We start from the raw sequence: 20,531 nt of genomic DNA, 5'->3' as shown, positions 1-20,531 counted from the left end.
TCCATTCTCTTTTCTGAGGCGCGGATACTAGCACTTCGCCGGGCGATTGCCTAACGCCTCTGCGATGAGCGCTGCCGACGATCTTCCCATTCACGCGGTGATGCCGGACCTGCTGGCGGCCCTGAAAACGGGCACGGGCGCGGTGCTGATTGCGCCGCCGGGGGCGGGGAAGACGACGACTGTGGCCACGGCCCTGCTGGGCGAGGCGTGGTGCACGGACAACGTCATCCTGCTCTCGCCCCGGCGGGTGGCGGCGCGGGCGGCGGCTGAGCGGATGGCCGAGCTGTTGGGCGAGAAGGCCGGGGAGACGGTGGGCTACCTCACCCGGCTCGACAGCAAGCGATCAGCCAGGACGCGGGTGCTGGTTATGACCGAGGCGATCTTCGTTTCGACAATCCTGAAGGATCCGGAACTCTCGGGTGTTTCGGCGGTGCTGTTCGACGAGGCGCATGAGCGGCATCTCGACAGCGATCTCGGGCTGGCGCTGGCGATCGAGTCGGCCTCGGTGCTGCGGGATGACCTGCGGCTGGTGGTGATGAGCGCGACGCTGGACGGAGCGCGGTTTGCTTCGCTCCTCGGGGCGGCGCCGGTGATCGAGAGCGAGGGCAAGGCCTGGCCGCTGGCGCTGCGCTGGCTGGGCGCGCGGCCGGAATTGCGGATCGAGGAGGCGATGGCTTCGGCCATAGCAACCGCGTGGCGGGAGGAGACGGGGGACATTCTCGCCTTCCTGCCGGGCGTGGGCGAGATGGAGCGGACGCGCGAGCGGTTGGCTGAGCGCTTGCCCTCCGCGCTGGTCCTGCCACTGCATGGGCAGTGCGAGCCGGCGGCGCAGCGCGCGGCGATCCGGCGCGATGCGCAGGGGCGGCGGCGGATCGTGCTGGCGACGGCGATTGCCGAGACCTCGCTGACGCTGGACGGGGTTTCGGTGGTGGTGGACGCGGGGCTTTCGCGGCGGGCGGAGTTCGACAAGGCGGCCGGGGTGACGCGGCTGGTGACTCACCGGGCGAGCCAGGCGGCGGCCGCGCAGCGCGCGGGGCGCGCGGCGCGGCAGGGGCCGGGGGTGGCTTACCGTTTGTGGGAGGAGGCCGCGCACGCCGGGCGGCCCGCCTTCGAGCCGCCGGAGATGCTGGTTTCGGATCTGGCGCCGCTGGCCCTGACTCTGGCCGAATGGGGCGCGGGCGATGTGGGGGCGATGGCCTGGATCGATCCGCCGCCCGTGCCCGCCATGGCGGCGGCGCATGGGCTGTTGCGGTCATTGGGGGCGCTCGACGACGACGGGCGGATTACCGCCCATGGGCGGGCGATGGCCGCCCTGCCGCTGGAGCCGCGGCTGGCGCATATGCTGATCCATGCGGCGCAGCATGGTGCGGCCGAGGATGCCGCGGCGCTGGCGCTCCTGCTGCAGGAGCGCGGGCTGGGCGGGCGCAGCGATGACCTGCACCACCGGTTCGAGAGCTGGCGGCGGGACCGATCTTCCCGCGCGGAAGCCTCGCGGCAATTGGCGGGGCGCTGGGCGCGGCAAGTGCGGCAGGGGCGGGGCGATGGCCTGCCTCTCGCGGCGATCCTGGCCGAGGGGTTTCCGGACATGATCGCGCGGGCCCGCGATGGATCGGGCGAGCAGTGGTTGACGGCGGGGGGCCGGGGGTTGCGGCTTGATCCGGCCTCTCCGCTGATCCGTAGCGAATGGCTGGCGGTGGGCGAGGCGCAGGGCGATGCCAAGGGCGCGCGGATCACGGGCGCCGTGGCGCTGACGGAGGCCGAGGTGCAGCGCTGGCTGGGGCACCGGATCGAGCGGCGCACGGCGCTGCGCTGGGTGGCGGAGGAGCGGCGGGTCGAGGCGCTGCTGGAGCAGCGGTTGGGGACGATCGTGCTGGCAAAAGGGCCTGATCCGGCGCCGGACAAAGACGCGATCGCGCGGTTCCTTGCCGAGCGCGTGGCGGAAGACGGCCTGGGACTTTTGCCGCTGTCAGATACCTCGCTGGGCCTGCTGGCACGGGCGCGCTTTGCCGGGATTGCGGCGCTTTCGGACGAGGCCCTGCGCGCGGAGGCCGAGAATTGGTTGCTTCCCCTGCTCGGACGGCGGCTGGACGAGGTCGGCAAGGGCAAGCTGCACGAGGCGCTGCTGGGGCGGATGGACTATGCCGAGCGGCAACAGCTCGACAAGCTGGCCCCGCCGCAGTTCCGCAGCCCGGCGGGGACGGGGCACGACATCGACTACGCCGATCCGGGCGGGCCGAGCGTGGAGGTGCGGGTCCAGGCGCTGTTCGGGCTCGACCGCCATCCGACATTTGGCCAACCGGCCCAGCCGCTGCTGCTCAAGCTGACCTCGCCGGGCGGTAAGCCGGTGCAGATGACCCGCGACCTGCCCGGCTTCTGGCGCGGATCGTGGCGCGACGTGGTGAAGGACATGAAGGGGCGCTATCCTAGGCACCGCTGGCCGGACGAGCCCTGGGCCGAGGACCCCAGCCTCAAGACGAAAAACGCCTTCGAGGCCACTCGCAGGAAGTGACCTCTTGATTCCGTCGGCGATTCGCAGGAAAGCGCGAAGATGACCGCACGTATCTTTCAGCGCCCCAAGAACGCCATGCAATCGGGCAAGGCCCGCATCGATGATTGGGTTCTCGAATTCGTGCCCGCCGAGGCCAAGCGCCCCGACCCGCTGATGGGCTGGGCTGGCTCGGGCGACATGCAGCAGCAGGTCGTGCTCCAGTTCGGCAGCGCGGACGAGGCCAAGGCCTATGCGACGCGCCATGGCATCGAGGCGCGGGTGGCCGTGACGCCGCCCAAGCGGCTGAAGCTGCAGGCCTACGCGGATAATTTTCGGTAAGTTCTTCCGGGCTGGACAAACCGGCCCGATCCCACCATATGCCGCGCCGGGAGTCGGTCGGACGCTTGCGTCCGCCAACCTGGTCAGGACCGGAAGGTAGCAGCCACAACGGGTTGCGGCGGGTCGGCCGGCTCCTTTTTACCCTTCAGCTTCGCCTTTCATCCGGGAGCGGGCCGCTTCGCGCGAGCCGGTGGCCGGGACCAGTCCCCCAACCTTGCCGAGGCCGAAGGCGGGCATGTTGACGTAGACCGTCTCGCTCCCCCTATCGGCGACCACGTAGGTCTCGTGGAAAACCCCGACGCTGCCGTCCTTGCCGACGGCCTTGTTGAAGGCGGCCCAGGCCGGCCAGTGGCGCTTGTCACGGGCGCGGGCATAGGTTTCCAGGCTGTCGAAATCGCGCCAGTATTGCAGCAGCACGACCGTGCGCAGGCCGGACAGCATTGTTTCGGCGCCCAGAAAGCCACTTTCGGGATCGGCCTTCAGTTCAGCGATCATTGGTTCCATCAGCCGGGTCAGCGGCCACCATTTGCCGATCTGGCGCCAGCGGTTGATCCGCATGCCGATGACGAAGACGACCAGCGGCCCCTGATAGGCGGCGGTCATGCGGCCGGGAACGATCTTGCCCATGGCTCGAGGGTTTCACCGCGAAAGCCGTGGGTCAAGCGGTTCGATCATTCGACAAGCGAGGCGCCAGCGCTTACCTAGGAGAGGTGATGGACGATTCCGCAGATATCTTCGGCCACCAGCCGGACGAGGACGAACAAGACCATGTTTCCGCTGCCGAGCTTGAGGCGGCGGGGCAGAGTTCGATGTTCGGCGATCCCGAGCCCGCGCCAGTCGCGGTGCCGGAACCGGCTCCTGCGCCTGCGTCTGCCGCAGCTTCGACCCCCGCTCCTGCCGCTGCGCAGCCCTACCGGGTGCTGGCGCGCAAGTATCGGCCGCAGACCTTTGCCCAGCTGATCGGGCAGGATGCCATGGTCCAGACCCTGGGCAATGCGATCCGGCGCGACCGGCTGGCCCATGCCTTCCTGATGACCGGCGTGCGCGGGGTGGGCAAGACCTCGACCGCGCGGCTGATCGCCAAGGCGCTCAACTGCGTGGGGCCGGATGGGAAGGGCGGGCCGACGATCGACCCTTGCGGGGCCTGCGAGCCGTGCCTCGCCATTGCCGAGGGGCGCCATATCGACGTGATCGAGATGGACGCGGCGAGCCATACCGGCGTCGACGACGTGCGCGAGATCATCGAGGCGGTGCGCTATGCCGCCGTTTCGGCGCGCTACAAGATCTACATCATCGACGAAGTGCACATGCTTTCGCGCAATGCCTTCAACGCCCTGCTGAAAACGTTGGAAGAGCCGCCGGCTCACGTGAAGTTCCTCTTTGCGACCACCGAAGTCGACAAGCTGCCGGTGACGGTGCTGTCGCGCTGCCAGCGCTTCGACCTGCGGCGAATTCCCGCGCCGCTGCTGGCCGAGCATTTCGGCAAGGTCTGCGCCGCCGAGGACGTGGCGGCCGAGCGCGAGGCGCTTTCCATGATTGCCGAGGCGGCCGAAGGATCGGTGCGCGACGGGCTCTCGATCCTCGACCAGGCGATCGCCCATGCCGACCTTGGCGGCGAGGGCAAGGTGACGCCGGCGCAGGTGCAGGACATGCTGGGCCTGGCCGACAAGACCGTGCAGCGCCGCCTGCTGGCCGCCCTGCTGGCGGGCGATGCGGCGGGCCTGCTCGATCTTGTGGCCGCGCAGTTCGCGCTGGGGATCGAGCCGCTCTCGCTGCTGCGTTCGCAGATGGAGCTGGTCCACCGGATCACCGTGGCGCAGGTCGGGCGCAGCGGGGCCGAGGCGATTTCCGCCGAAGAGCGCGCGGTGATCGACGAGTGGGCAGCGCGCTTGTCTGCCGGGCAGCTGCACCGGCTGTGGCAATTGCTGCTCAAGGGCCATGACGAGGTGCGGCAGGCGCCCGATCCGCTGGTGGCCGCCGAAATGGCGCTGCTTCGCGCGATGCATGCCAGCGAGCTGCCCGATCCGGGCCAGCTGGCCCGCAAGATCGAGGCGCTGGCGGCCAATCCCGGTGCTTTCGCGGCGGCGGCGAGCGGGGCTTCGGCCGGGGGCGACGCGCCCTCGGGCATGATTCAGGGCGCGGCGATCGCGCCGGACTGGGAGGCGCTGGTACGACAGGTCGAGCATGCCTCTCCGTTGATCGGCGCGACGATGCGGCTGGGCGTGCGGGTGATTGCGCTTGCGCCCGGACTTCTGAAATACCAACTGGTGCCGGGACTGCCGGGTGACCATTCGGGTGACATCCGCAAGGCGCTGCAGGCCGTCACCGGGCTTGACTGGGAGGTCGAGCGCGGCGAGGGCGCGGCTCAGCCGAGCCTGGAGGAGGCGCGCGCGGCGGCCGAGCAGGCCGAGGCCGATGCCTTGCGCCGCTCGCCCTTGGTCGAGGCGACTTTCGCCGCCTTTCCGGGCGCGCAGATCGTCGAGGATGAACAGGCCCCGCGGGGCGAACGCAATTGGAGCCGCAGCGCATGAAGTCGATGGAAGAGATGATCCAGGCCGCCCAGAAGGCCGCCGAAACCATCAGCAAGCAGATGAACGAGGCCCAGACCAAGCTCGACCAGATCGAGGTGGAAGGGGTTTCCGGCGGCGGGCTGGTCAAGGTGCGCTGCTCGGCCAAGGGCCGGGTTGTGGGCGTTTCGCTGGACGACAGCCTGCTCGCACCGACGGAAAAGGGCATTCTCGAGGACCTCGTGGCCGCCGCCTTCAACGATGCGCGGGCCAAGGCCGATCAGGTCTCGGGCGAGGAAATGGCCAAGATGCAGCAGGGCCTTGGCCTGCCGCCGGGGTTCAACTTTCCGGGCTTGGGGTGATATCCATGCGCCTGTGGATGCTTTCAGGTCTTCCACAGGCGACCGGGGCCAGGCCATTGCGCCAATCAGGGAGCCTCCCCATATTCCCGTTTGCTTCGGGGTAATCGAAACCCCGCATGGGTGCCGTCGCGGTTGATCCCGGGCGGCATCCGCAGATTGGACGGATATGGAAAAGACCAAGCTCCCCCTGCTCCCCCTGCGCGACATCGTCGTGTTTCCCGGCATGGTCGTGCCGCTGTTCGTCGGCCGCGAGAAGTCTGTCGCCGCGCTGGAAGCCGCGATGGCCGACAGCACCGACAAGGACATCTTCCTGCTGGCCCAGCTCGATCCGGCCTGCGACGATCCGCAGGAGGACGACCTCTACGATGTCGGCGTGGTTGCCAGCGTGCTCCAACTGCTCAAGCTGCCGGATGGCACGGTGCGCGTGTTGGTCGAAGGGCAGCAGCGTGCGCGCCTGACCGCGCTGCACGAAAGCGAGACCATGCTCAGCGCCGAGATCGCGCCGATCGAGGCAGTGACCTCGTCGGGCAGCGAAGTTGCCGCGATGATGCGTCAGGTGGTGGAGCAGTTCCAGGAATATGCCAAGCTCAACAAGAAGCTGTCGACCGAGGCCGGCGACCAACTGGGCGATATCGACGATGCTGCGCGGCTGGCCGATGCCATCGCCGCGCAGCTCGGCGCCAAGGTGGCCGACAAGCAGGCCCTGCTGACCGAGAACGATCCGCTGCGCCGGCTCGAGATGGTCTATTCCTTCATGGAAGGCGAACTGGGCGTGCTCCAGGTCGAGCGCCGGATCCGTGGCCGCGTGAAGCGGCAGATGGAGAAGACCCAGCGCGAATATTACCTCAACGAGCAGCTCAAGGCGATCCAGTCGGAACTGGGTGGCGGCGACGGTGAGGAGACCAACGAGGTCGCCGAGCTTCAGGAGAAGATCGACAAGCTCAAGCTCTCGGCCGAGGCGCGGACCAAGGCCGTGTCGGAGCTGAAGAAGCTCAAGACGATGCAGCCGATGAGCGCCGAGGCGACCGTCGTGCGCAATTACCTCGACGTGCTGCTTGGCTTGCCGTGGGGCAAGAAGTCGAAGCTCAAGAAGGACCTGCCGCGCGCGCAGGGCATTCTCGATGCCGATCACTACGCGCTGGAGAAGGTCAAGGACCGGATCGTCGAATACCTCGCGGTGCAGGCGCGGACCAACAAGCTGAAGGGCCCGATCCTTTGCCTCGTCGGCCCGCCGGGCGTGGGCAAGACCTCGCTGGGCAAGTCGATCGCCAAGGCGACGGGGCGCGAGTTCATCCGCCAGTCACTGGGCGGGGTGCGTGACGAGGCCGAGATCCGCGGCCACCGGCGGACCTACATCGGCTCGCTGCCGGGCAAGATCATCTCGAACCTCAAGAAGGCCGGGACCAGCAATCCGCTGTTCCTGCTCGACGAGATCGACAAGCTTGGCCAGGACTTCCGCGGCGATCCGGCCTCGGCCCTGCTCGAGGTGCTTGACCCGGAACAGAACGCCAAGTTCCAGGACCATTACCTCGAGGTCGACTACGACCTGTCGGACGTGATGTTCGTCTGCACGGCGAACAGCCTCAACCTGCCGCAGCCGCTGCTCGACCGCATGGAGATCATCCGGCTCGAAGGCTATACCGAGGACGAAAAGGTCGAGATCGCCGAGCGGCATCTGGTTGCCAAGCAGGTCGAGGCGCATGGCCTGAAGAAGGGTGAGTTCACCCTGACCAACGAGGGCCTGCGCGACCTGATCCGCTATTACACCCGCGAGGCAGGCGTGCGCACGCTGGAGCGCGAGATCGCCCGGCTGGCGCGCAAGAGCCTGCGCCGCATTCTCGAAGGCAAGGACAAGGCCGTGGTGATCACGTCCGAAAACCTCGCCGATTTCGCGGGAGTGCGGAAGTACAAGCACGGCATCTCCGACACCGAGCACCAGGTGGGCGCGGTTACGGGCCTGGCCTGGACCGAGGTTGGCGGCGAACTGCTGACGATCGAGAGCGTGACCGTTCCGGGAAGGGGGGCGGCCAAGACCACCGGCAAGCTCGGCGAGGTGATGAGCGAATCCGTGCAGATGGCCTTCAGCTTCGTCCGCGCGCGGGCGCCGGCCTATGGCATCAAGCCGAGCCTGTTCCAGCGCAAGGACCTGCACATCCACCTGCCAGAGGGTGCGGTGCCCAAGGACGGGCCAAGCGCGGGTATCGGCATGGTCACGGCCATGGTCTCGACCCTGACCGGCATTCCGGTTCGCGCGGATGTGGCGATGACCGGCGAGGTCACGCTGCGGGGCCGGGTGCTGGCGATCGGCGGGCTCAAGGAAAAGCTGCTCGCCGCCCTGCGCGGGGGCATCAAGACAGTGCTCATCCCGGAAGAGAACCGCAAGGACCTCGCCGAGATCCCGGCCAACATCCGCGAAGGGCTGGAGATCATTCCGGTGAGCCATGTCGACGAGGTGCTGGCGCGGGCCCTGACCCAGCCGGTCAGCGCGATCGAATGGACCGAAGCCGACGACCTGGCCAGTCAGCCGGGCGCCGTTCCTCCCGCCGCGAACCAGCCCACTGCACATTGAATCGGGGCGCCTTCGGGCGCTCCGGTTAACCCTCTATAATGGAGGGATGATTCTGTTGCAGTGCAGCGATTTTACGCGGTCTTGCGAATTGCTTCGGCGCCGAAATCGATTCGCGCACGAATACAAGCGTTGTGGGCTATAAAATCCGCCGCAAACCGGGGATAAACCGCGGCAAACCGCCCCATTTCGCTTTGACAGGACCACCAAAAATCGCTCAATTCCGCGCCCACCGAGGCGATTCCAAAAATCACAGCGGTTTTCACACGAGGTAGGGGGTTCCCGAATGAACAAGAACGAACTGATCAGCGCTGTGGCCGAAGCCAGCGGCCTGACCCGCGCGGATGCCACCAAGTCTGTTGAAGGTGTTTTTGACGCGATCACCGGCGCCCTGAAGAAGGGTGACGAAGTCCGTCTCGTCGGCTTTGGCACCTTCTCGGTTGCCCGTCGCAAGGCGTCGACCGGCCGCAACCCGCGCACTGGCGAACCGATGTCGATCAAGGCTTCGGCCCAGCCGAAGTTCAAGGCCGGCAAGGGCCTCAAGGATTCGGTCAACTAAGACCCCATCCAGCTCGGCCTTGCGCCTCAGGTCGAGTTTTTGAACACGCCGCGCTTCTTCGATGAAGCGCGGCGTTTTTCTTTATTGGCCAAGCCTGACCAGAGCGGTGGGGGCCGCAGCGGAACGCGCATTGAGCACCCAGGCCAGGCGCTGGCCGGCTGGATCGGGCTGTGGCCCTTCGTCGGTATTGTTGGCGAGGACCTGACCGTCGGTGGTGATGGTGAAGGTGCCGTCGAAGGTGGGCAGGGCAGGGGCCTTGCCCGCGGCGCCGCCCATTTCGCTCATCGCTCCGCTCATCATCGCCGTGAAGGGATTGCCTGCGCCCGAGGCCGGGCCGAAGCCGGGCGCATCGACCCGCACCGAGCCGTCGGCGCGCCGGGTCAACTGGATGAACGGATTGGCCATCGGAAAGCGCTCGATCGTGGGAAAGGCAAAATCATGGTCGAGACGCCCGGACAGGCTGAAATCGACCACGTAGAGCCCGTCGCCCTTGTAGATCACGCTTTTCCAACCGGCCTGACGGCGCAGCCGCGTGGCCAGTTCCTCGGCCGCTGCCGGGCTCGACGGGTCGATCCCGCCGAGCAGGGCTTTCATCTGTTCGGATTCGCGCGCGCGCCGATCGGCCGAGGCCTTGCGCTCATCGTCCCAGGTCTTGCGCTGTTCGGCGAGTTCGGTGGCCTTGCAAGGGCGCTTGGCCATGTTTTCGTCGAAACAGTCGGACGGGGTGAAAGCGTTCTTCTCGGCCTGGGCTTTTTCCGCGAGCTTCGACAGGGCGAGCATGCGGATCTCGCCCGAGTAGGTGAAGCTGAAGCGGCCGTCGCGCCTCAAGTCGAGCGCCGAGGTGAACCGGCCCGGGGTGAGCAGGCAGGCCGACAGGGCGAGGCCCAGCATGACCACTGCTGCGCCAGCCGCGACGCGCCGCCAGTTGTGCTTCATTTCGTCCCCCCGGTTCGCGCGGTCAGTCCGGCCAATCAGCCCTCGGCCGCGCGAGTCGCTACGGCATAGAGCGAAATTGCGGCAGCATTGGACACGTTGAGGCTTTCCATCGCCGCCGCGATCGGCAGGCGGGCGAGGGCGTCGCAGTGCTGGACGATGTTGTGGCGCATGCCTTCGCCCTCGGCGCCGAGGATCAGGGCAACCGGGCCGGTGGGCAGGGCGTCGGCCAAGGTGATCGGGCCTTCGCCGTCGAGGCCGATGCGCCAGTAGCCGGCCTCGGACACCTCATCGAGCGCGCGGGCCAGGTTCACGACGCGGACCCACGGCACGATTTCGAGCGCGCCCGAGGCGCTCTTGGCCAGGGTCCCCGATTCGGGTGGAGAATGGCGATCCTGGGTGATGATGGCGCAAGCATTGAACGCTGCGGCCGAGCGGAGGATCGCACCGACGTTGTGCGGATCGGTGACCTGATCGAGGATCACCAATGGGCGCGAAGGATCGCCGGACAGAACCTCGTCGAGAAAGATGTCTTCCAGCGGCTTGCAATCGAGCACCAGTCCCTGGTGCGGCGCATCGCGCGCCACGAGCCGGGCGAGATCGGCCACATCAGCCCATTCCACGGGGAAATCGGCCGGAAGTTCGCCATCGAGATTGGCAACACCTTCGCGCGTGGCCCACAGTTTGATGTGGCGCCGCTCCGGATTCTTGAGTGCCGCCTCCACCGCATGATGGCCCCAGAAGCGGACCGTGCCGGTGGAGGTGCGGCCCGAGCCGCGCCCGCCCTTCATCCGCCCGGCCTGCCCGCGCAGGGCGCGGGATGGGCGTTCGGTGGCCCCGGCGGGCCGGCTCTCGAAATCGTGGTCCAACTTGCCGCCGCGGCGCTTTGCCATCGAAATTGTCCTTGCTTGAAAGAATCTTGTGGCGCTCATGGCCGACCCCCCATTGACAGGCAAGTCTCGGTTCGCCAAAGGGGCCGCCACTCGGCCGGATGGCCCCACTTGTTGGGGCTCACTCGCGGGGCAACCCGCAACCGGCAAGCTGGTGTGGACAGGTGGCCGAGTGGTTAAAGGCAGCAGACTGTAAATCTGCCCGCGCAAGCGTACGCTAGTTCGAATCTAGCCCTGTCCACCACCAACTCCCTGCGGCGATAATCGCCGCCCGGCGGCCCGTCGGGTGACACCAGTGTAACCCTCTGAACCTGATGTATCCCCGATATTTCAGGTATTTGCGGCGCAGTGCATGGGTGACACTTTCCCAACGCGGCGCATTTTCCGACCTTTCAAAGAGTGCTGGGCGGCCCTGCGCGGGACGGATGATGGCAGTTGGCCGGGGTGTAGGAAAGCGCCGGCGCAGGCCGCGGCGCGACCAAGTTACAATCTGGTACGGCAACCCGCCTTGTCGCGGCGGGGATCAGCGCCTAAGTGGACCCAATGGCAGGCGAAATCACCGATAACCGAGGCCGGGGCGAAGCACGCTGGTCGTGGCCCTCAATTCACCCCGAAGGGCGCAAGTACGGACTGATCGTCGCGGCGATCTCGTTGGTCTTCGCGCTGCTGGCGTGGGAAACGGCGGCCTGGCCGCTCGGCTTCCTGACGCTGGGCGTGCTGGCCTTCTTCCGCGATCCGCAGCGCGTGGTGCCGCAGGGTGAGCGCTATGTCGTCTCCCCGGCCGACGGCCTGATCACCCTGATCCAGAAGGTCGAACCGCCGCGCGAGCTGGTGCTCGACGACGGCACCGGGCATCCCGGTCTGCCCGCCGGGCCGGTGACGCGGGTCTCGATCTTCATGAGCGTGTTCGACGTGCACATCAATCGCTCGCCGATCGGCGGGACGGTGAGCCGGGTGGTCTATATCCCCGGCAAGTTCATGAACGCCGATCTCGACAAGGCCTCGGAAGAGAACGAGCGCCAGCACATCCTCGTCGAGCGCAGCGACGGCACGCGGATCGGGTTCACCCAGATCGCCGGGCTCGTGGCGCGGCGGATCGTGCCCTTCGTCAAGCCGGGCGACATTCTTGCCGCGGGCCAGCGCGTCGGCCTGATCCGTTTCGGCAGCCGGGTTGACGTTTACCTTCCGGCCGGGACCGAACCGCGCGTCCTCCTCGGCCAGAAAGTGATCGCCGGCGAGACCGTCCTGGCTGACCTCGGCGATCAGCCGCACATCGAGGGCGTTTCGCAGTGACGGCCATGGGCCGATGGAGGGAGCGCCGATGAGCGAGGCGCCCCGGCCCAACCGCGATATGCGCCTGCCGGGAGGGCTGACCCTGCGCGCGCTGATTCCCAACGCGATCACGGCGTCCGCGCTTGCCTTTGGACTGACCGGGATCCGTTTTGCCATTTCTGCTGCCACGGGCGATTCTGCCGCGCCGGCGGACGGCGTCGGCCTACCCCTGAGCGAATGGGAAAAGGCGGTTCTGGCGGTGATCCTTGCCGGGGTGCTGGACGGGATCGACGGGCGCATCGCGCGCCTGCTCAAGGCCCAGTCACGCTTCGGGGCGGAACTCGACAGCCTTGCCGATTCGATTTCATTCGGGGTGGCTCCGGCGCTGATCCTATTCCTGTGGACCCTGCATGACGTGCCGCGCCTTGGCTGGCTGGCGAGTCTCGCCTTCGCGATCTGCTGCGTGCTGCGCCTCGCGCGGTTCAATGCACGTATCGACCTTGCCGAACAGCCGCACAAGTCGGCCGGGTTCCTGACCGGGGTTCCCGCCCCGGTGGGCGCGGGTCTTGCCTTCCTGCCGCTCTACCTGTGGATCGCGACCGGCAACGACCTGTTCCGCGAGCCGGTGCTGGTTGGCGGCTGGCTGGTGTTGATCGCCTTCCTGCTGATCTCGAGCCTTGCCACGCTGTCGTGGACCTCGATGCGGCCGCGCAAGTCGGTCCGGCTCGAATTGCTCGCAGTTCTTGCGCTGCTGGGAGGCGCCCTGCTGACCGAGCCGTGGTGGACGCTGGCGGCGATCTGTATCGCTTACCTGGTGACCCTGCCGTTCGGCATCGTGGCCTATGTCCGGGTCAAGCGGCAGCGTGCCGCCCGGAACGCTGCTGGCGGGGCTGGCGCTGCGGAGCCGGACGCCTGAACAGGCTGCGCCGGGCGACCGGCAGATACTCGTGCGTTTCGGTCAGCGCGAGGCGAACCCGATAGTCGTTGAATTCACGCGAGGCGGCGAGCTGGGCGCGCAGCGCCATCACTTCGCCAGCATGGGCGCGCCAGGCCATGACGATCGTGGTGAACGCGAAGAGGCCGCTGGCGATGAACAGGGCGGGCAGGACGATGGAAGCGATCATTCTCGACAGTTCCTATTCCTGACGTTCGCGCCGCTTGAGGCGGCCAGAGCGAACGAATGCAAAACCTGAGCGGATCAGATGGGTTCCTGTCTCCGTTCTGGACACTTTATGTTCCGTTCATGTTCTGGTTGTCAACAGGAATAATCTCCATTTGTTCTCCTGGTTGTTCTCATTGCGTTCAACATGGTGATTTGGGGCTGGAATTTGGCGGAAGATGGGTCTAAGGGCCGCCCGTCGCGGATCGTTCGGCAAGACGCCGGCCGGTCGTCGCGGCAAATCCACACGGGAAGCACCATAGCCCGGTGCCGCAGCGGTCTTCGCTCGGTTCCAGCTTCCCGGAGGTCCAACCGGAAAGGAATTATCCTATGGCGGCTCCTGTCGTCACCATGTCGCAGCTCATCGAAGCCGGTGCCCACTTCGGCCACCAGACCCACCGCTGGAACCCGCGGATGAAGCCGTACATCTTCGGCGCCCGCAACGGGGTTCACATCCTCGACCTGTCGCAGACCGTGCCGCTCTTCGCCCGCGCGCTCGACTTCATCTCCGCCACGGTCCAGGCCGGCGGCAAGGTGCTGTTCGTCGGCACCAAGCGCCAGGCCCAGCAGCCGATCGCCGAAGCCGCGCGCGCCTGCGGCCAGCACTTCGTCAACCATCGCTGGCTCGGCGGTATGCTGACCAACTGGAAGACCATTTCGGGCTCGATCAAGCGCCTGAAGACCCTCGAGGAGCAGCTCGGCGGTGACACCACCGGCCTGACCAAGAAGGAAGTGCTCCAGCTGACCCGCGAGCGTGACAAGCTCGAGATGTCGCTCGGTGGCATCCGCGACATGGGCGGCATCCCGGACGTGATGTTCGTGATCGACGCCAACAAGGAAGAGCTGGCGATCAAGGAAGCCAACGTGCTCGGCATTCCGGTCGTGGCGATCCTCGACTCGAACGTCTCGCCCGACGGCATCGCTTTCCCGATCCCGGCCAACGACGACGCCAGCCGCGCGATCCGTCTCTACTGCGAGACCGTTGCCGCTGCCGCGACCAAGGGTCGCCGCGAGGGCGTGATCGATTCGGGCGCCGACATCGGTGCGCTCGACAACCCGGTCGAAGAGATCGTCGAGGCCTGATCCGGCCGGGGTGGGCGCCGGCGCGTTCCGGCACCTGCCTGTCACCAGATTGTAGCGCGCCGGGCCCAATGGCCCGGCGCTGCTCCCATTCAAGAACCCCATTCCAACCCAAGGACAACCGCGATGGCTTACACCGCCGCTGACGTGAAGAACCTGCGCGAGCGCACCGGCGCCGGCATGATGGACTGCAAGAAGGCCCTCGACGAGAGCGCTGGCGACTTCGAAGCCGCGGTCGACGCGCTGCGCGCCAAGGGTCTGGCTGCCGCCGCCAAGAAGTCGAGCCGCACCGCCGCTGAAGGTCTGGTCGGCGTGGCCGTGAACGGGACCAAGGGTGTGGCCCTCGAGGTCAACTCGGAAACCGACTTCGTCGCCAAGAACGACCAGTTCCAGGACTTCGTGCGCAAGGCGACCGAAGTGGCGCTGGGCGCGGCGTCGGACGACGTCGAGGCGCTCAAGGACGCGGCTTACCCGGATGGCGGCACCGTCAGCGAGAAGCTGACCAACAACGTCGCCACGATCGGCGAGAACCAGCAGTTGCGCCGCATGAAGACCGTTTCGGTCGCCCAGGGCGTCGTCGTGCCCTACATGCACAACGCTGCCGCGCCGAACCTCGGCAAGATCGGCGTGCTCGTCGCGCTCGAATCGGAAGCCGGTGCCGACGTGCTCGAGCCGCTGGGCAAGCAGATCGCCATGCACATCGCCGCGGCCTTCCCGCTGGCGCTGAACGCCGAGGACCTTGACGCCGAGCTGATCGCCCGCGAGCGCAAGATCGCCGCCGAAAAGGCTGCCGAGAGCGGCAAGCCGGCGGAAGTCCAGGCCAAGATGGTCGATGGCGCCGTGGCCAAGTATGCCAAGGAAAACGCGCTGCTCAGCCAGGTCTTCGTGATGGACAACAAGACCCCGATCGCCCAGGTCGTCGACCAGGCGGGCAAGGCTGCCGGCGCGAAGATCGTGCTCAAGGACTACGTCCGCTTCCAGCTGGGCGAGGGCATCGAGAAGGCCGAGACCGACTTCGCCGCCGAAGTCGCTGCCGCTGCCGGCCTGAACTGAGCCACACGGCTTGACGTATCCCCGCGTCGCGGGTCCGGCTTCCGGGCTCGTGACGCGGGGATACGCGCGTGTGGGGCTCGTGAATTCCGGCCTGTTTTGCCAGACCCCCGATTTGGCGGCCGTTGCCCTTGGCAGGGGCAGCGCGGCGGCTATAAGGGCCGCCAACCCAGCAAGAGAGCTTCCTAGATGACTTCCCCCCGGTACAAGCGCGTTCTGCTCAAGCTTTCGGGCGAAGTGCTGATGGGAGCCCAGCAGTTCGGGATCGATCCCGATTTCGTGGCCGAACTGGCGGGCGAGGTTAAGGCGGCTACCGAGACCGGGCTCGAGGTCTGTCTCGTGATCGGCGGGGGCAACATTTTCCGCGGCATGGCCGGCGCCGCGCGCGGCATGGACCGGGCCCAGGCCGACTACATGGGCATGCTGGCGACGGTGATGAACGCGCTGGCGATGCAGAATGCGCTGGAGCAGCTCGGGGTTCATACCCGGGTCCAGTCCGCGCTGCAGATGGACCAGGTCTGCGAGCCGGTGATCCGGCGCCGGGCCGAGCGCCACCTCGAGAAGGGCCGGGTGGTGATCTTCGCCGCGGGGGTTGGCGCGCCCTATTTCACCACGGATTCCGGCGCGGCGCTGCGCGCGGCTGAGATGCAGTGCGACGCCCTGTTCAAGGGCACCAGCGTGGACGGGATCTACGATTCCGATCCCAAGGCCAATCCGCAGGCAAAGCGTTATAATTCAGTCGATTATGATACGGTTCTGGCAGATAACCTGAAGGTTATGGACGCTTCGGCCGTGGCACTTTGCCGTGACAACAACATTCCGATCGTCGTCTTCTCAATCCGCGAAAAGGGCAACCTTGCCCGCGTTCTGGCGGGCGAGGGGACGCAGACCATTGTGAAGAAGGGCTGATACCATGGCCAAGTACGACAAGGCAGATCTCGAACGCCGGATGCACGGCGCGGTCGAGGCGCTCAAGCACGACCTTTCCGGGCTGCGCACGGGCCGCGCCAATACGGCGCTGCTCGATTCGGTGGCGGTGGACGTCTATGGCAGCAACATGCCGCTAAACCAGCTGGCCACCGTCTCGGTGCCCGAGCCGCGGCTGCTGTCGGTCCAGGTGTGGGACAAGTCCAACATCGGGCCGGTGGAGAAGGCGATCCGTTCGGCCGGGCTGGGCCTCAACCCGATCAATGATGGCAATACCCTGCGCTTGCCGATCCCCGACCTCACCGAGGAGCGCCGCAAGGAACTGGCCAAGCTCGCGGGCAAATATGCCGAGAACGCGCGCATCGCCATCCGTAACGTCCGCCGCGACGGGATGGAGAACCTCAAGGCCGACGAGAACAAGAAGGAGATCTCGGAAGACGAGCGCAAGCGGGCCGAGACCGAGGTCCAGAAGCTGACCGACGACATGATCAAGGCGGCCGACGAGGCCGCGGCGGCCAAGGAAAAGGAAATCCTCGGCAAGTGAGTCTGGGGACGGCCCGGAAAGGCGGGGGCGAGACCGGCGCCCGCCATGTCGCCATCATCATGGACGGCAATGGGCGCTGGGCCAAGCAACGCATGTTGCCGCGGGTGGTGGGCCACCAGCGCGGGGTCGAGGCGGTGCGCCGCACGGTGCGCGCGGCCGGCGAGATCGGGTTGGAGGCGCTGACCCTCTACGCCTTCTCGACCGAGAACTGGCGCCGCCCGGAAGACGAGATCTCGGCCCTGATGGGCCTGCTCAAGCGCTTCATCCTGGCCGACCTCGAGGAAATCGCCGGCAATGGCGTTCGCCTGAGAATTATCGGTGATTACAAGGCTTTTCCGGCCGATGTTGTCGAACTGCTGGATGGCGCGCTGACGCGCACGGCGGGCAATACGGGGCTGAACCTCGTGATCGCGCTCAATTACGGGGCGCAGGACGAGATTGCCCGGGCTGCCGCCAAGGCGGCGGCGGAAGGGGCAGTGACGGTGGACACCATCGCCGCACACCTCGACACGGCGGACCTGCCGCCGCTCGACCTGATCATCCGTACATCGGGCGAGGTCAGGCTGTCGAACTTCCTGCTGTGGCAGGCGGCCTATGCCGAGATGGCCTTCCTCGACGTGTTGTGGCCGGATTTCACCGGCGAGCATCTGGCCGCCGCGCTGGCGGACTTCGGCAAGCGGGAGCGGCGCTATGGCGGACGGTGAAGGCACGCCGCAGGCGGCGGCGAAACGCAACCCGGACCTGATGGCGCGGACCATTTCCGCCGTGGTCATGGTGCTGGTGGCCGGGGCCGCGCTGTGGCTGGGCGGATGGACGTGGATCGGTTTCGTCGCGCTGATTGCAGCAGTCGTGCTTTGGGAATGGAACAAGCTTGTTCGCACATTCGCGAGCGAGGAATGGCTTCGGCTAATCTGGCTGGGGGCCGGCGTCTTTTACGTGGGCATAGCGATCAGCCTGCCCATCCAAGCAGGTGTGGTCGATCTGCCTTTGGGTTTCGAGGTCATCCACCATTTTTGGGCCAGCATGCGTGCTCAGGTCATTCTCCCAATAGTGCTTGCAGTGGCCGCTACGGACATTGGGGCGTATTTTGCGGGCAGGACATTCGGTGGACCGAAAATCGCGCCGCGCATCAGCCCGAGTAAGACATGGAGCGGATTGCTCGGCGGGGCACTTGCTTCCTCCTTGGTTGTAGGCATGACAACCACCATCGGTTTTGAATGCTATGACTGCGCACCTGGCTCGGTTTGGCGCGCTGCTCTGGTTCGCGCAGTAATTTGGGGCCCGCTGATCGCCGTGATCGCGCAGGCGGGCGACTTTTTCGAGAGCTGGATGAAGCGGCGGGCCGGGGTCAAGGATTCGGGCAGGCTGATTCCCGGCCATGGCGGGCTGTTCGACCGGGTGGACGGGCTGATCGCGGTCTGTTTTGCCATCGGGCTTTTCATGCTCGCTTCGGGTATGCTCGGGCGCTGATGCGGACCATTACCGTCCTTGGCGCGACTGGATCGATTGGCGGCTCGACGCTGGACCTTGTCCGGCGCGAGAAGGGCCGGTGGCGGGTTGTCGCGCTGACGGCGGGCTGCAACGCGCTGGAACTGGCGCGGCTGGCGCTCGAATTTTCCGCCGAGATCGCCGTTCTGGCCGACGAGGGCCAGCTTCCGGCGCTGCGCGAGGCACTGGCCGGATCGGGAATCGCGGCGGCCGCCGGGCCGCAGGCGCTGGTCGACGCGGCGAGCCGTCCGGCCGACATGACCGTGGCCGCGATCGTCGGCTGCGCGGGCCTCGCGCCGACCATGGCCGCGATCGCGCAGGGGCGCACCGTGGCGCTGGCCAACAAGGAAGCGCTGGTTTCGGCCGGCGAGGTGATGATGGCGGCCGTGCGCGCCTCGGGCGCGACGCTGCTGCCAGTCGATTCCGAGCACAATGCGATTTTCCAGTGTCTTGCCGGCAATGATCTCGATCACGTTCGCTGGATTACACTTACCGCGAGCGGCGGGCCGTTTCGTGACTGGCCGCTCGAGCGGCTCCACGGCGCCACGCCGGCCGAGGCGGTGCGCCACCCCAACTGGTCAATGGGCGCCAAGATCAGCGTCGATTCGGCGACGATGATGAACAAGGGGCTCGAGTTCATCGAGGCCTATCATCTGTTTCCGGTGGGCACCGGGCGCCTGCGCATCATCGTCCACCCGCAGTCGATCATCCATTCGATGGTGGAATATCGCGACGGATCGACGCTCGCCCAACTCGGTCCTTCGGACATGCGGGTGCCGATTGCCTCGGCGCTGGCCTGGCCGCAGCGGATGGATACGCCCTGCGCTCCGCTCGACCTTGCCGCGATTGGCGAGCTGACCTTCCGCGCGCCCGACGAGGACCGCTTTCCGGCGACCCGGCTGGCGCGCGCGGCGGCGGAGGCGGGGGGCGGCGTGCCGGCCGTGCTGAATGCGGCCAACGAGGTGGCAGTCGCGGCTTTTCTTGATGGTAAGCTGTCGTTCACTAAAATTGCCGCACAAGTGGCAGAGACGCTCGGCCGCTTCGCGCCGCCTGTGCCGACCACGCTGGCCGAGGTCATCGCGGTTGACGCCGAGGCGCGGGAGCGGACCCGTGAAACCCTTGCGCGAAATGCTGGAGCCTGCCTGACGTGAGCCATTCGCCTTCGCTGCTTGTGATGATCCTCGGCTTCGTGCTGTTGCTCGGGCCGCTCGTGGTCATTCACGAGCTGGGGCACTATCTCGTCGGCCGCTGGTGCGGGGTGAAGGCCGATGCCTTCTCGGTCGGCTTCGGGCGCGAGCTGTTCGGGGTGACCGACCGGCGCGGGACGCGCTGGAAGCTCTCGGCCATTCCGCTGGGCGGCTATGTCCAGTTCGCCGGGGACATGGACCCGACCTCGCGGCCCGACGACAGCAAGTTCGAGCATCTCTCCGCAGATGAAAAGCGCCAGATCTTCAACGCCCAGCCGCTGTGGCGGCGCGCTGCGATCGTGGCCGCCGGGCCGCTGACCAACCTGCTTTTCGCGGTGGTGATCTTCGCGGCCTTCAACATGGCCTATGGCAAGATGGTTGCCCCGCCGGTGGTGGAGGACTTCACCGTCAATTCCCCGGCGGCAGCGGCGGGGATGCTGAAGGGTGACCGGGTCCTGTCGATCGACGGCACCGCGGTGGACAGCTTCGACGATCTGCGCCAGCACGTGTGGCCTTGGCCTGACACCGCCTTCACCCTGGTGGTCGAGCGCGCAGGCAAGGCCGTGCCGCTCACGGTCAAGACCCAGGCGAAGGTGCTCAAGGACCGCTTCGGCAACGAATCCCGCGTCGGCCTGATCGGAATCATGGCCGGGCGCCCGCATTTCGCGGCGGTTGGTCCTGTCGAGGCGGTGACCCTGGCGAGCAAGCAGACCTGGGGCGTGATGCGCATGCTGGTGGTTGGCATCCGCCAGATCATTACCGGCGAACGCTCGGTGGCCGAGCTGGGCGGGCCGATCAAGACCGCCAAGTATTCGGGCGAGCAGCTCAGTCTGGGCTGGCTTGAATTCGTCTCTTTCGCGGCATTCATCTCGATAAATCTGGCATTCATCAATCTCCTGCCAATCCCGGCGCTGGACGGTGGGCACCTGGCATTCTACGTAGCCGAGGCAGTGCGCCGCCGGCCGCTGGATGCCCGCAGTCAGGACTGGGCGTACCGCACCGGGCTGGCCTTCGTGGTCGCGCTCATGCTGTTCGTCACGTTGAATGACCTGGCTTCTCTGCTTCCCATCGGGAGGTCTTAGGGCCGGGCAATCCTGAACCCGCATTATGCGGGGGATAGCGTGGGTGCCGAGGCCGATGTTTCCGACAGATTGCTTGATTGGTGATGCCGCATCGGGCA

20 protein-coding genes, 1 tRNA gene and 1 other RNA gene are annotated in these 20,531 nt (G+C 66.8%); 18 read left to right on the top strand and 4 right to left on the bottom strand.

Annotated elements, in window-relative coordinates; translation table 11 throughout:
* Nucleotides 1–64: 64 nt before the first annotated feature.
* The 3 genes from hrpB to ffs all read left to right on the top strand — a co-directional run bounded on the left by hrpB (nt 65) and on the right by ffs (nt 2,968).
* Complete coding sequence (hrpB, locus tag H7F51_RS05095) at nt 65–2,509, top strand: ATP-dependent helicase HrpB (protein WP_185663140.1); 2,445 nt, start codon at nt 65–67, stop codon at nt 2,507–2,509.
* A 39-nt stretch (nt 2,510–2,548) separates the two neighbouring features.
* Entirely contained in the window at nt 2,549–2,827 is a 279-nt protein-coding gene (locus tag H7F51_RS05090; RefSeq protein ID WP_185663139.1) for an ETC complex I subunit, read from the top strand.
* Nucleotides 2,828–2,873: 46 nt separating this feature from the next.
* Nucleotides 2,874–2,968: signal recognition particle sRNA small type (gene ffs / locus H7F51_RS05085), an RNA gene on the top strand.
* Here ffs and H7F51_RS05080 read toward each other — a convergent pair.
* Nucleotides 2,966–3,454 (bottom strand): DUF4188 domain-containing protein, encoded by a 489-nt coding sequence (locus tag H7F51_RS05080; RefSeq protein WP_185663138.1) that lies wholly within the window; start codon nt 3,452–3,454, stop codon nt 2,966–2,968. The genes ffs and H7F51_RS05080 overlap by 3 nt on opposite strands.
* Before the next feature lie 86 nt (nt 3,455–3,540).
* Between H7F51_RS05080 and H7F51_RS05075 the strand changes: the two genes are divergently transcribed.
* The 4 genes from H7F51_RS05075 to H7F51_RS05060 all read left to right on the top strand — a co-directional run bounded on the left by H7F51_RS05075 (nt 3,541) and on the right by H7F51_RS05060 (nt 8,821).
* Nucleotides 3,541–5,358 (top strand): DNA polymerase III subunit gamma/tau, encoded by a 1,818-nt coding sequence (locus H7F51_RS05075; protein ID WP_185663137.1) that lies wholly within the window; start codon nt 3,541–3,543, stop codon nt 5,356–5,358.
* Entirely contained in the window at nt 5,355–5,696 is a 342-nt protein-coding gene (locus H7F51_RS05070; RefSeq protein WP_185663136.1) for a YbaB/EbfC family nucleoid-associated protein, read from the top strand. The genes H7F51_RS05075 and H7F51_RS05070 overlap by 4 nt, the downstream gene beginning before the upstream one ends.
* 166 nt (nt 5,697–5,862) lie before the next feature.
* Complete coding sequence (lon, locus tag H7F51_RS05065) at nt 5,863–8,265, top strand: endopeptidase La (protein WP_185663135.1); 2,403 nt, start codon at nt 5,863–5,865, stop codon at nt 8,263–8,265.
* A gap of 217 nt (nt 8,266–8,482) precedes the next feature.
* On the top strand, nt 8,483–8,821 hold the full coding sequence (locus tag H7F51_RS05060; RefSeq protein WP_343061227.1) for an HU family DNA-binding protein: 339 nt from the start codon (nt 8,483–8,485) through the stop codon (nt 8,819–8,821).
* 81 nt (nt 8,822–8,902) lie between these two features.
* Here H7F51_RS05060 and H7F51_RS05055 read toward each other — a convergent pair whose 3' ends face one another.
* Both H7F51_RS05055 and H7F51_RS05050 read right to left on the bottom strand, forming a co-directional pair.
* Nucleotides 8,903–9,757, bottom strand: coding sequence for a hypothetical protein (locus H7F51_RS05055; protein WP_185663133.1), 855 nt, complete (start codon nt 9,755–9,757; stop codon nt 8,903–8,905).
* A gap of 35 nt (nt 9,758–9,792) precedes the next feature.
* Complete coding sequence (locus H7F51_RS05050; RefSeq protein WP_246447874.1) at nt 9,793–10,545, bottom strand: TrmH family RNA methyltransferase; 753 nt, start codon at nt 10,543–10,545, stop codon at nt 9,793–9,795.
* 257 nt (nt 10,546–10,802) lie between these two features.
* Here H7F51_RS05050 and H7F51_RS05045 point away from each other — a divergent pair.
* The 3 genes from H7F51_RS05045 to H7F51_RS05035 all read left to right on the top strand — a co-directional run bounded on the left by H7F51_RS05045 (nt 10,803) and on the right by H7F51_RS05035 (nt 12,832).
* A tRNA-Tyr gene (locus H7F51_RS05045) sits at nt 10,803–10,888 on the top strand.
* Between the two features lie 299 nt (nt 10,889–11,187).
* Nucleotides 11,188–11,937 carry a phosphatidylserine decarboxylase gene (locus tag H7F51_RS05040; protein ID WP_185663131.1) on the top strand — a complete coding sequence of 250 codons (750 nt, stop codon included), beginning with the start codon at nt 11,188–11,190 and terminating at the stop codon, nt 11,935–11,937.
* Between the two features lie 28 nt (nt 11,938–11,965).
* Nucleotides 11,966–12,832: a CDP-alcohol phosphatidyltransferase family protein gene (locus H7F51_RS05035; protein ID WP_246447823.1), complete on the top strand. Its 867-nt coding sequence runs from the start codon at nt 11,966–11,968 to the stop codon at nt 12,830–12,832.
* Here the strand turns inward: H7F51_RS05035 and H7F51_RS05030 are convergent.
* Complete coding sequence (locus H7F51_RS05030; RefSeq protein WP_185663129.1) at nt 12,768–13,040, bottom strand: hypothetical protein; 273 nt, start codon at nt 13,038–13,040, stop codon at nt 12,768–12,770. The two genes, H7F51_RS05035 and H7F51_RS05030, sit on opposite strands and share 65 nt — an antisense overlap.
* A gap of 365 nt (nt 13,041–13,405) precedes the next feature.
* On the opposite strand from H7F51_RS05030, the gene rpsB reads away from it, so the two are divergent.
* The 8 genes from rpsB (at nt 13,406) to rseP (ending at nt 20,433) form a co-directional block, all read left to right on the top strand.
* The gene (gene rpsB, locus H7F51_RS05025; RefSeq protein ID WP_185663128.1) at nt 13,406–14,158 is read left to right on the top strand and encodes a 30S ribosomal protein S2; all 753 of its coding nucleotides are present in this window, start codon (nt 13,406–13,408) and stop codon (nt 14,156–14,158) included.
* Nucleotides 14,159–14,281: 123 nt separating this feature from the next.
* Nucleotides 14,282–15,208, top strand: a complete 927-nt coding sequence (tsf, locus tag H7F51_RS05020) for a translation elongation factor Ts (protein ID WP_185663127.1) — start codon at nt 14,282–14,284, stop codon at nt 15,206–15,208.
* A gap of 186 nt (nt 15,209–15,394) precedes the next feature.
* A complete protein-coding gene (pyrH, locus tag H7F51_RS05015) occupies nt 15,395–16,114 on the top strand; it encodes a UMP kinase (protein ID WP_185663126.1) in 720 nt (239 codons plus the stop codon).
* 4 nt (nt 16,115–16,118) lie between these two features.
* Nucleotides 16,119–16,676 (top strand): ribosome recycling factor, encoded by a 558-nt coding sequence (gene frr, locus H7F51_RS05010; protein ID WP_185663125.1) that lies wholly within the window; start codon nt 16,119–16,121, stop codon nt 16,674–16,676.
* A 59-nt stretch (nt 16,677–16,735) separates the two neighbouring features.
* Nucleotides 16,736–17,380 carry a polyprenyl diphosphate synthase gene (gene uppS, locus H7F51_RS05005; RefSeq protein ID WP_185663293.1) on the top strand — a complete coding sequence of 215 codons (645 nt, stop codon included), beginning with the start codon at nt 16,736–16,738 and terminating at the stop codon, nt 17,378–17,380.
* A complete protein-coding gene (locus tag H7F51_RS05000) occupies nt 17,367–18,146 on the top strand; it encodes a phosphatidate cytidylyltransferase (RefSeq protein ID WP_185663124.1) in 780 nt (259 codons plus the stop codon). The genes uppS and H7F51_RS05000 overlap by 14 nt, the downstream gene beginning before the upstream one ends.
* The gene (gene dxr, locus H7F51_RS04995; RefSeq protein WP_185663123.1) at nt 18,146–19,315 is read left to right on the top strand and encodes a 1-deoxy-D-xylulose-5-phosphate reductoisomerase; all 1,170 of its coding nucleotides are present in this window, start codon (nt 18,146–18,148) and stop codon (nt 19,313–19,315) included. Before H7F51_RS05000 ends, dxr begins: the two co-directional genes overlap by 1 nt.
* Entirely contained in the window at nt 19,312–20,433 is a 1,122-nt protein-coding gene (gene rseP, locus H7F51_RS04990; RefSeq protein WP_343061209.1) for an RIP metalloprotease RseP, read from the top strand. Before dxr ends, rseP begins: the two co-directional genes overlap by 4 nt.
* The last annotated feature ends 98 nt before the right edge of the window (nt 20,434–20,531 follow it).

It is taken from the genome of Novosphingobium flavum (assembly GCF_014230315.1).
GTDB lineage: Bacteria > Pseudomonadota > Alphaproteobacteria > Sphingomonadales > Sphingomonadaceae > Novosphingobium > Novosphingobium flavum.
The sequence above is the reverse complement of the archived record's forward strand: the minus strand, read 5'-3'. Positions and strand labels throughout refer to the sequence as shown.

Excerpts from the sequence above, each read along its gene's own strand:
- hrpB (WP_185663140.1), top strand. The coding sequence starts at position 65 with ATGAGCGCTGCCGACGATCTTCCCATTCACGCGGTGATGCCGGACCTG.
- H7F51_RS05090 (WP_185663139.1), top strand. The coding sequence starts at position 2,549 with ATGACCGCACGTATCTTTCAGCGCCCCAAGAACGCCATGCAATCGGGC.
- H7F51_RS05080 (WP_185663138.1), bottom strand. The coding sequence starts at position 3,454 with ATGGGCAAGATCGTTCCCGGCCGCATGACCGCCGCCTATCAGGGGCCG.
- H7F51_RS05075 (WP_185663137.1), top strand. The coding sequence starts at position 3,541 with ATGGACGATTCCGCAGATATCTTCGGCCACCAGCCGGACGAGGACGAA.
- H7F51_RS05070 (WP_185663136.1), top strand. The coding sequence starts at position 5,355 with ATGAAGTCGATGGAAGAGATGATCCAGGCCGCCCAGAAGGCCGCCGAA.
- lon (WP_185663135.1), top strand. The coding sequence starts at position 5,863 with ATGGAAAAGACCAAGCTCCCCCTGCTCCCCCTGCGCGACATCGTCGTG.
- H7F51_RS05055 (WP_185663133.1), bottom strand. The coding sequence starts at position 9,757 with ATGAAGCACAACTGGCGGCGCGTCGCGGCTGGCGCAGCAGTGGTCATG.
- H7F51_RS05050 (WP_246447874.1), bottom strand. The coding sequence starts at position 10,545 with ATGAAGGGCGGGCGCGGCTCGGGCCGCACCTCCACCGGCACGGTCCGC.
- H7F51_RS05040 (WP_185663131.1), top strand. The coding sequence starts at position 11,188 with ATGGCAGGCGAAATCACCGATAACCGAGGCCGGGGCGAAGCACGCTGG.
- H7F51_RS05035 (WP_246447823.1), top strand. The coding sequence starts at position 11,966 with ATGAGCGAGGCGCCCCGGCCCAACCGCGATATGCGCCTGCCGGGAGGG.
- H7F51_RS05030 (WP_185663129.1), bottom strand. The coding sequence starts at position 13,040 with ATGATCGCTTCCATCGTCCTGCCCGCCCTGTTCATCGCCAGCGGCCTC.
- rpsB (WP_185663128.1), top strand. The coding sequence starts at position 13,406 with ATGGCGGCTCCTGTCGTCACCATGTCGCAGCTCATCGAAGCCGGTGCC.
- tsf (WP_185663127.1), top strand. The coding sequence starts at position 14,282 with ATGGCTTACACCGCCGCTGACGTGAAGAACCTGCGCGAGCGCACCGGC.
- pyrH (WP_185663126.1), top strand. The coding sequence starts at position 15,395 with ATGACTTCCCCCCGGTACAAGCGCGTTCTGCTCAAGCTTTCGGGCGAA.
- frr (WP_185663125.1), top strand. The coding sequence starts at position 16,119 with ATGGCCAAGTACGACAAGGCAGATCTCGAACGCCGGATGCACGGCGCG.
- uppS (WP_185663293.1), top strand. The coding sequence starts at position 16,736 with ATGGACGGCAATGGGCGCTGGGCCAAGCAACGCATGTTGCCGCGGGTG.
- H7F51_RS05000 (WP_185663124.1), top strand. The coding sequence starts at position 17,367 with ATGGCGGACGGTGAAGGCACGCCGCAGGCGGCGGCGAAACGCAACCCG.
- dxr (WP_185663123.1), top strand. The coding sequence starts at position 18,146 with ATGCGGACCATTACCGTCCTTGGCGCGACTGGATCGATTGGCGGCTCG.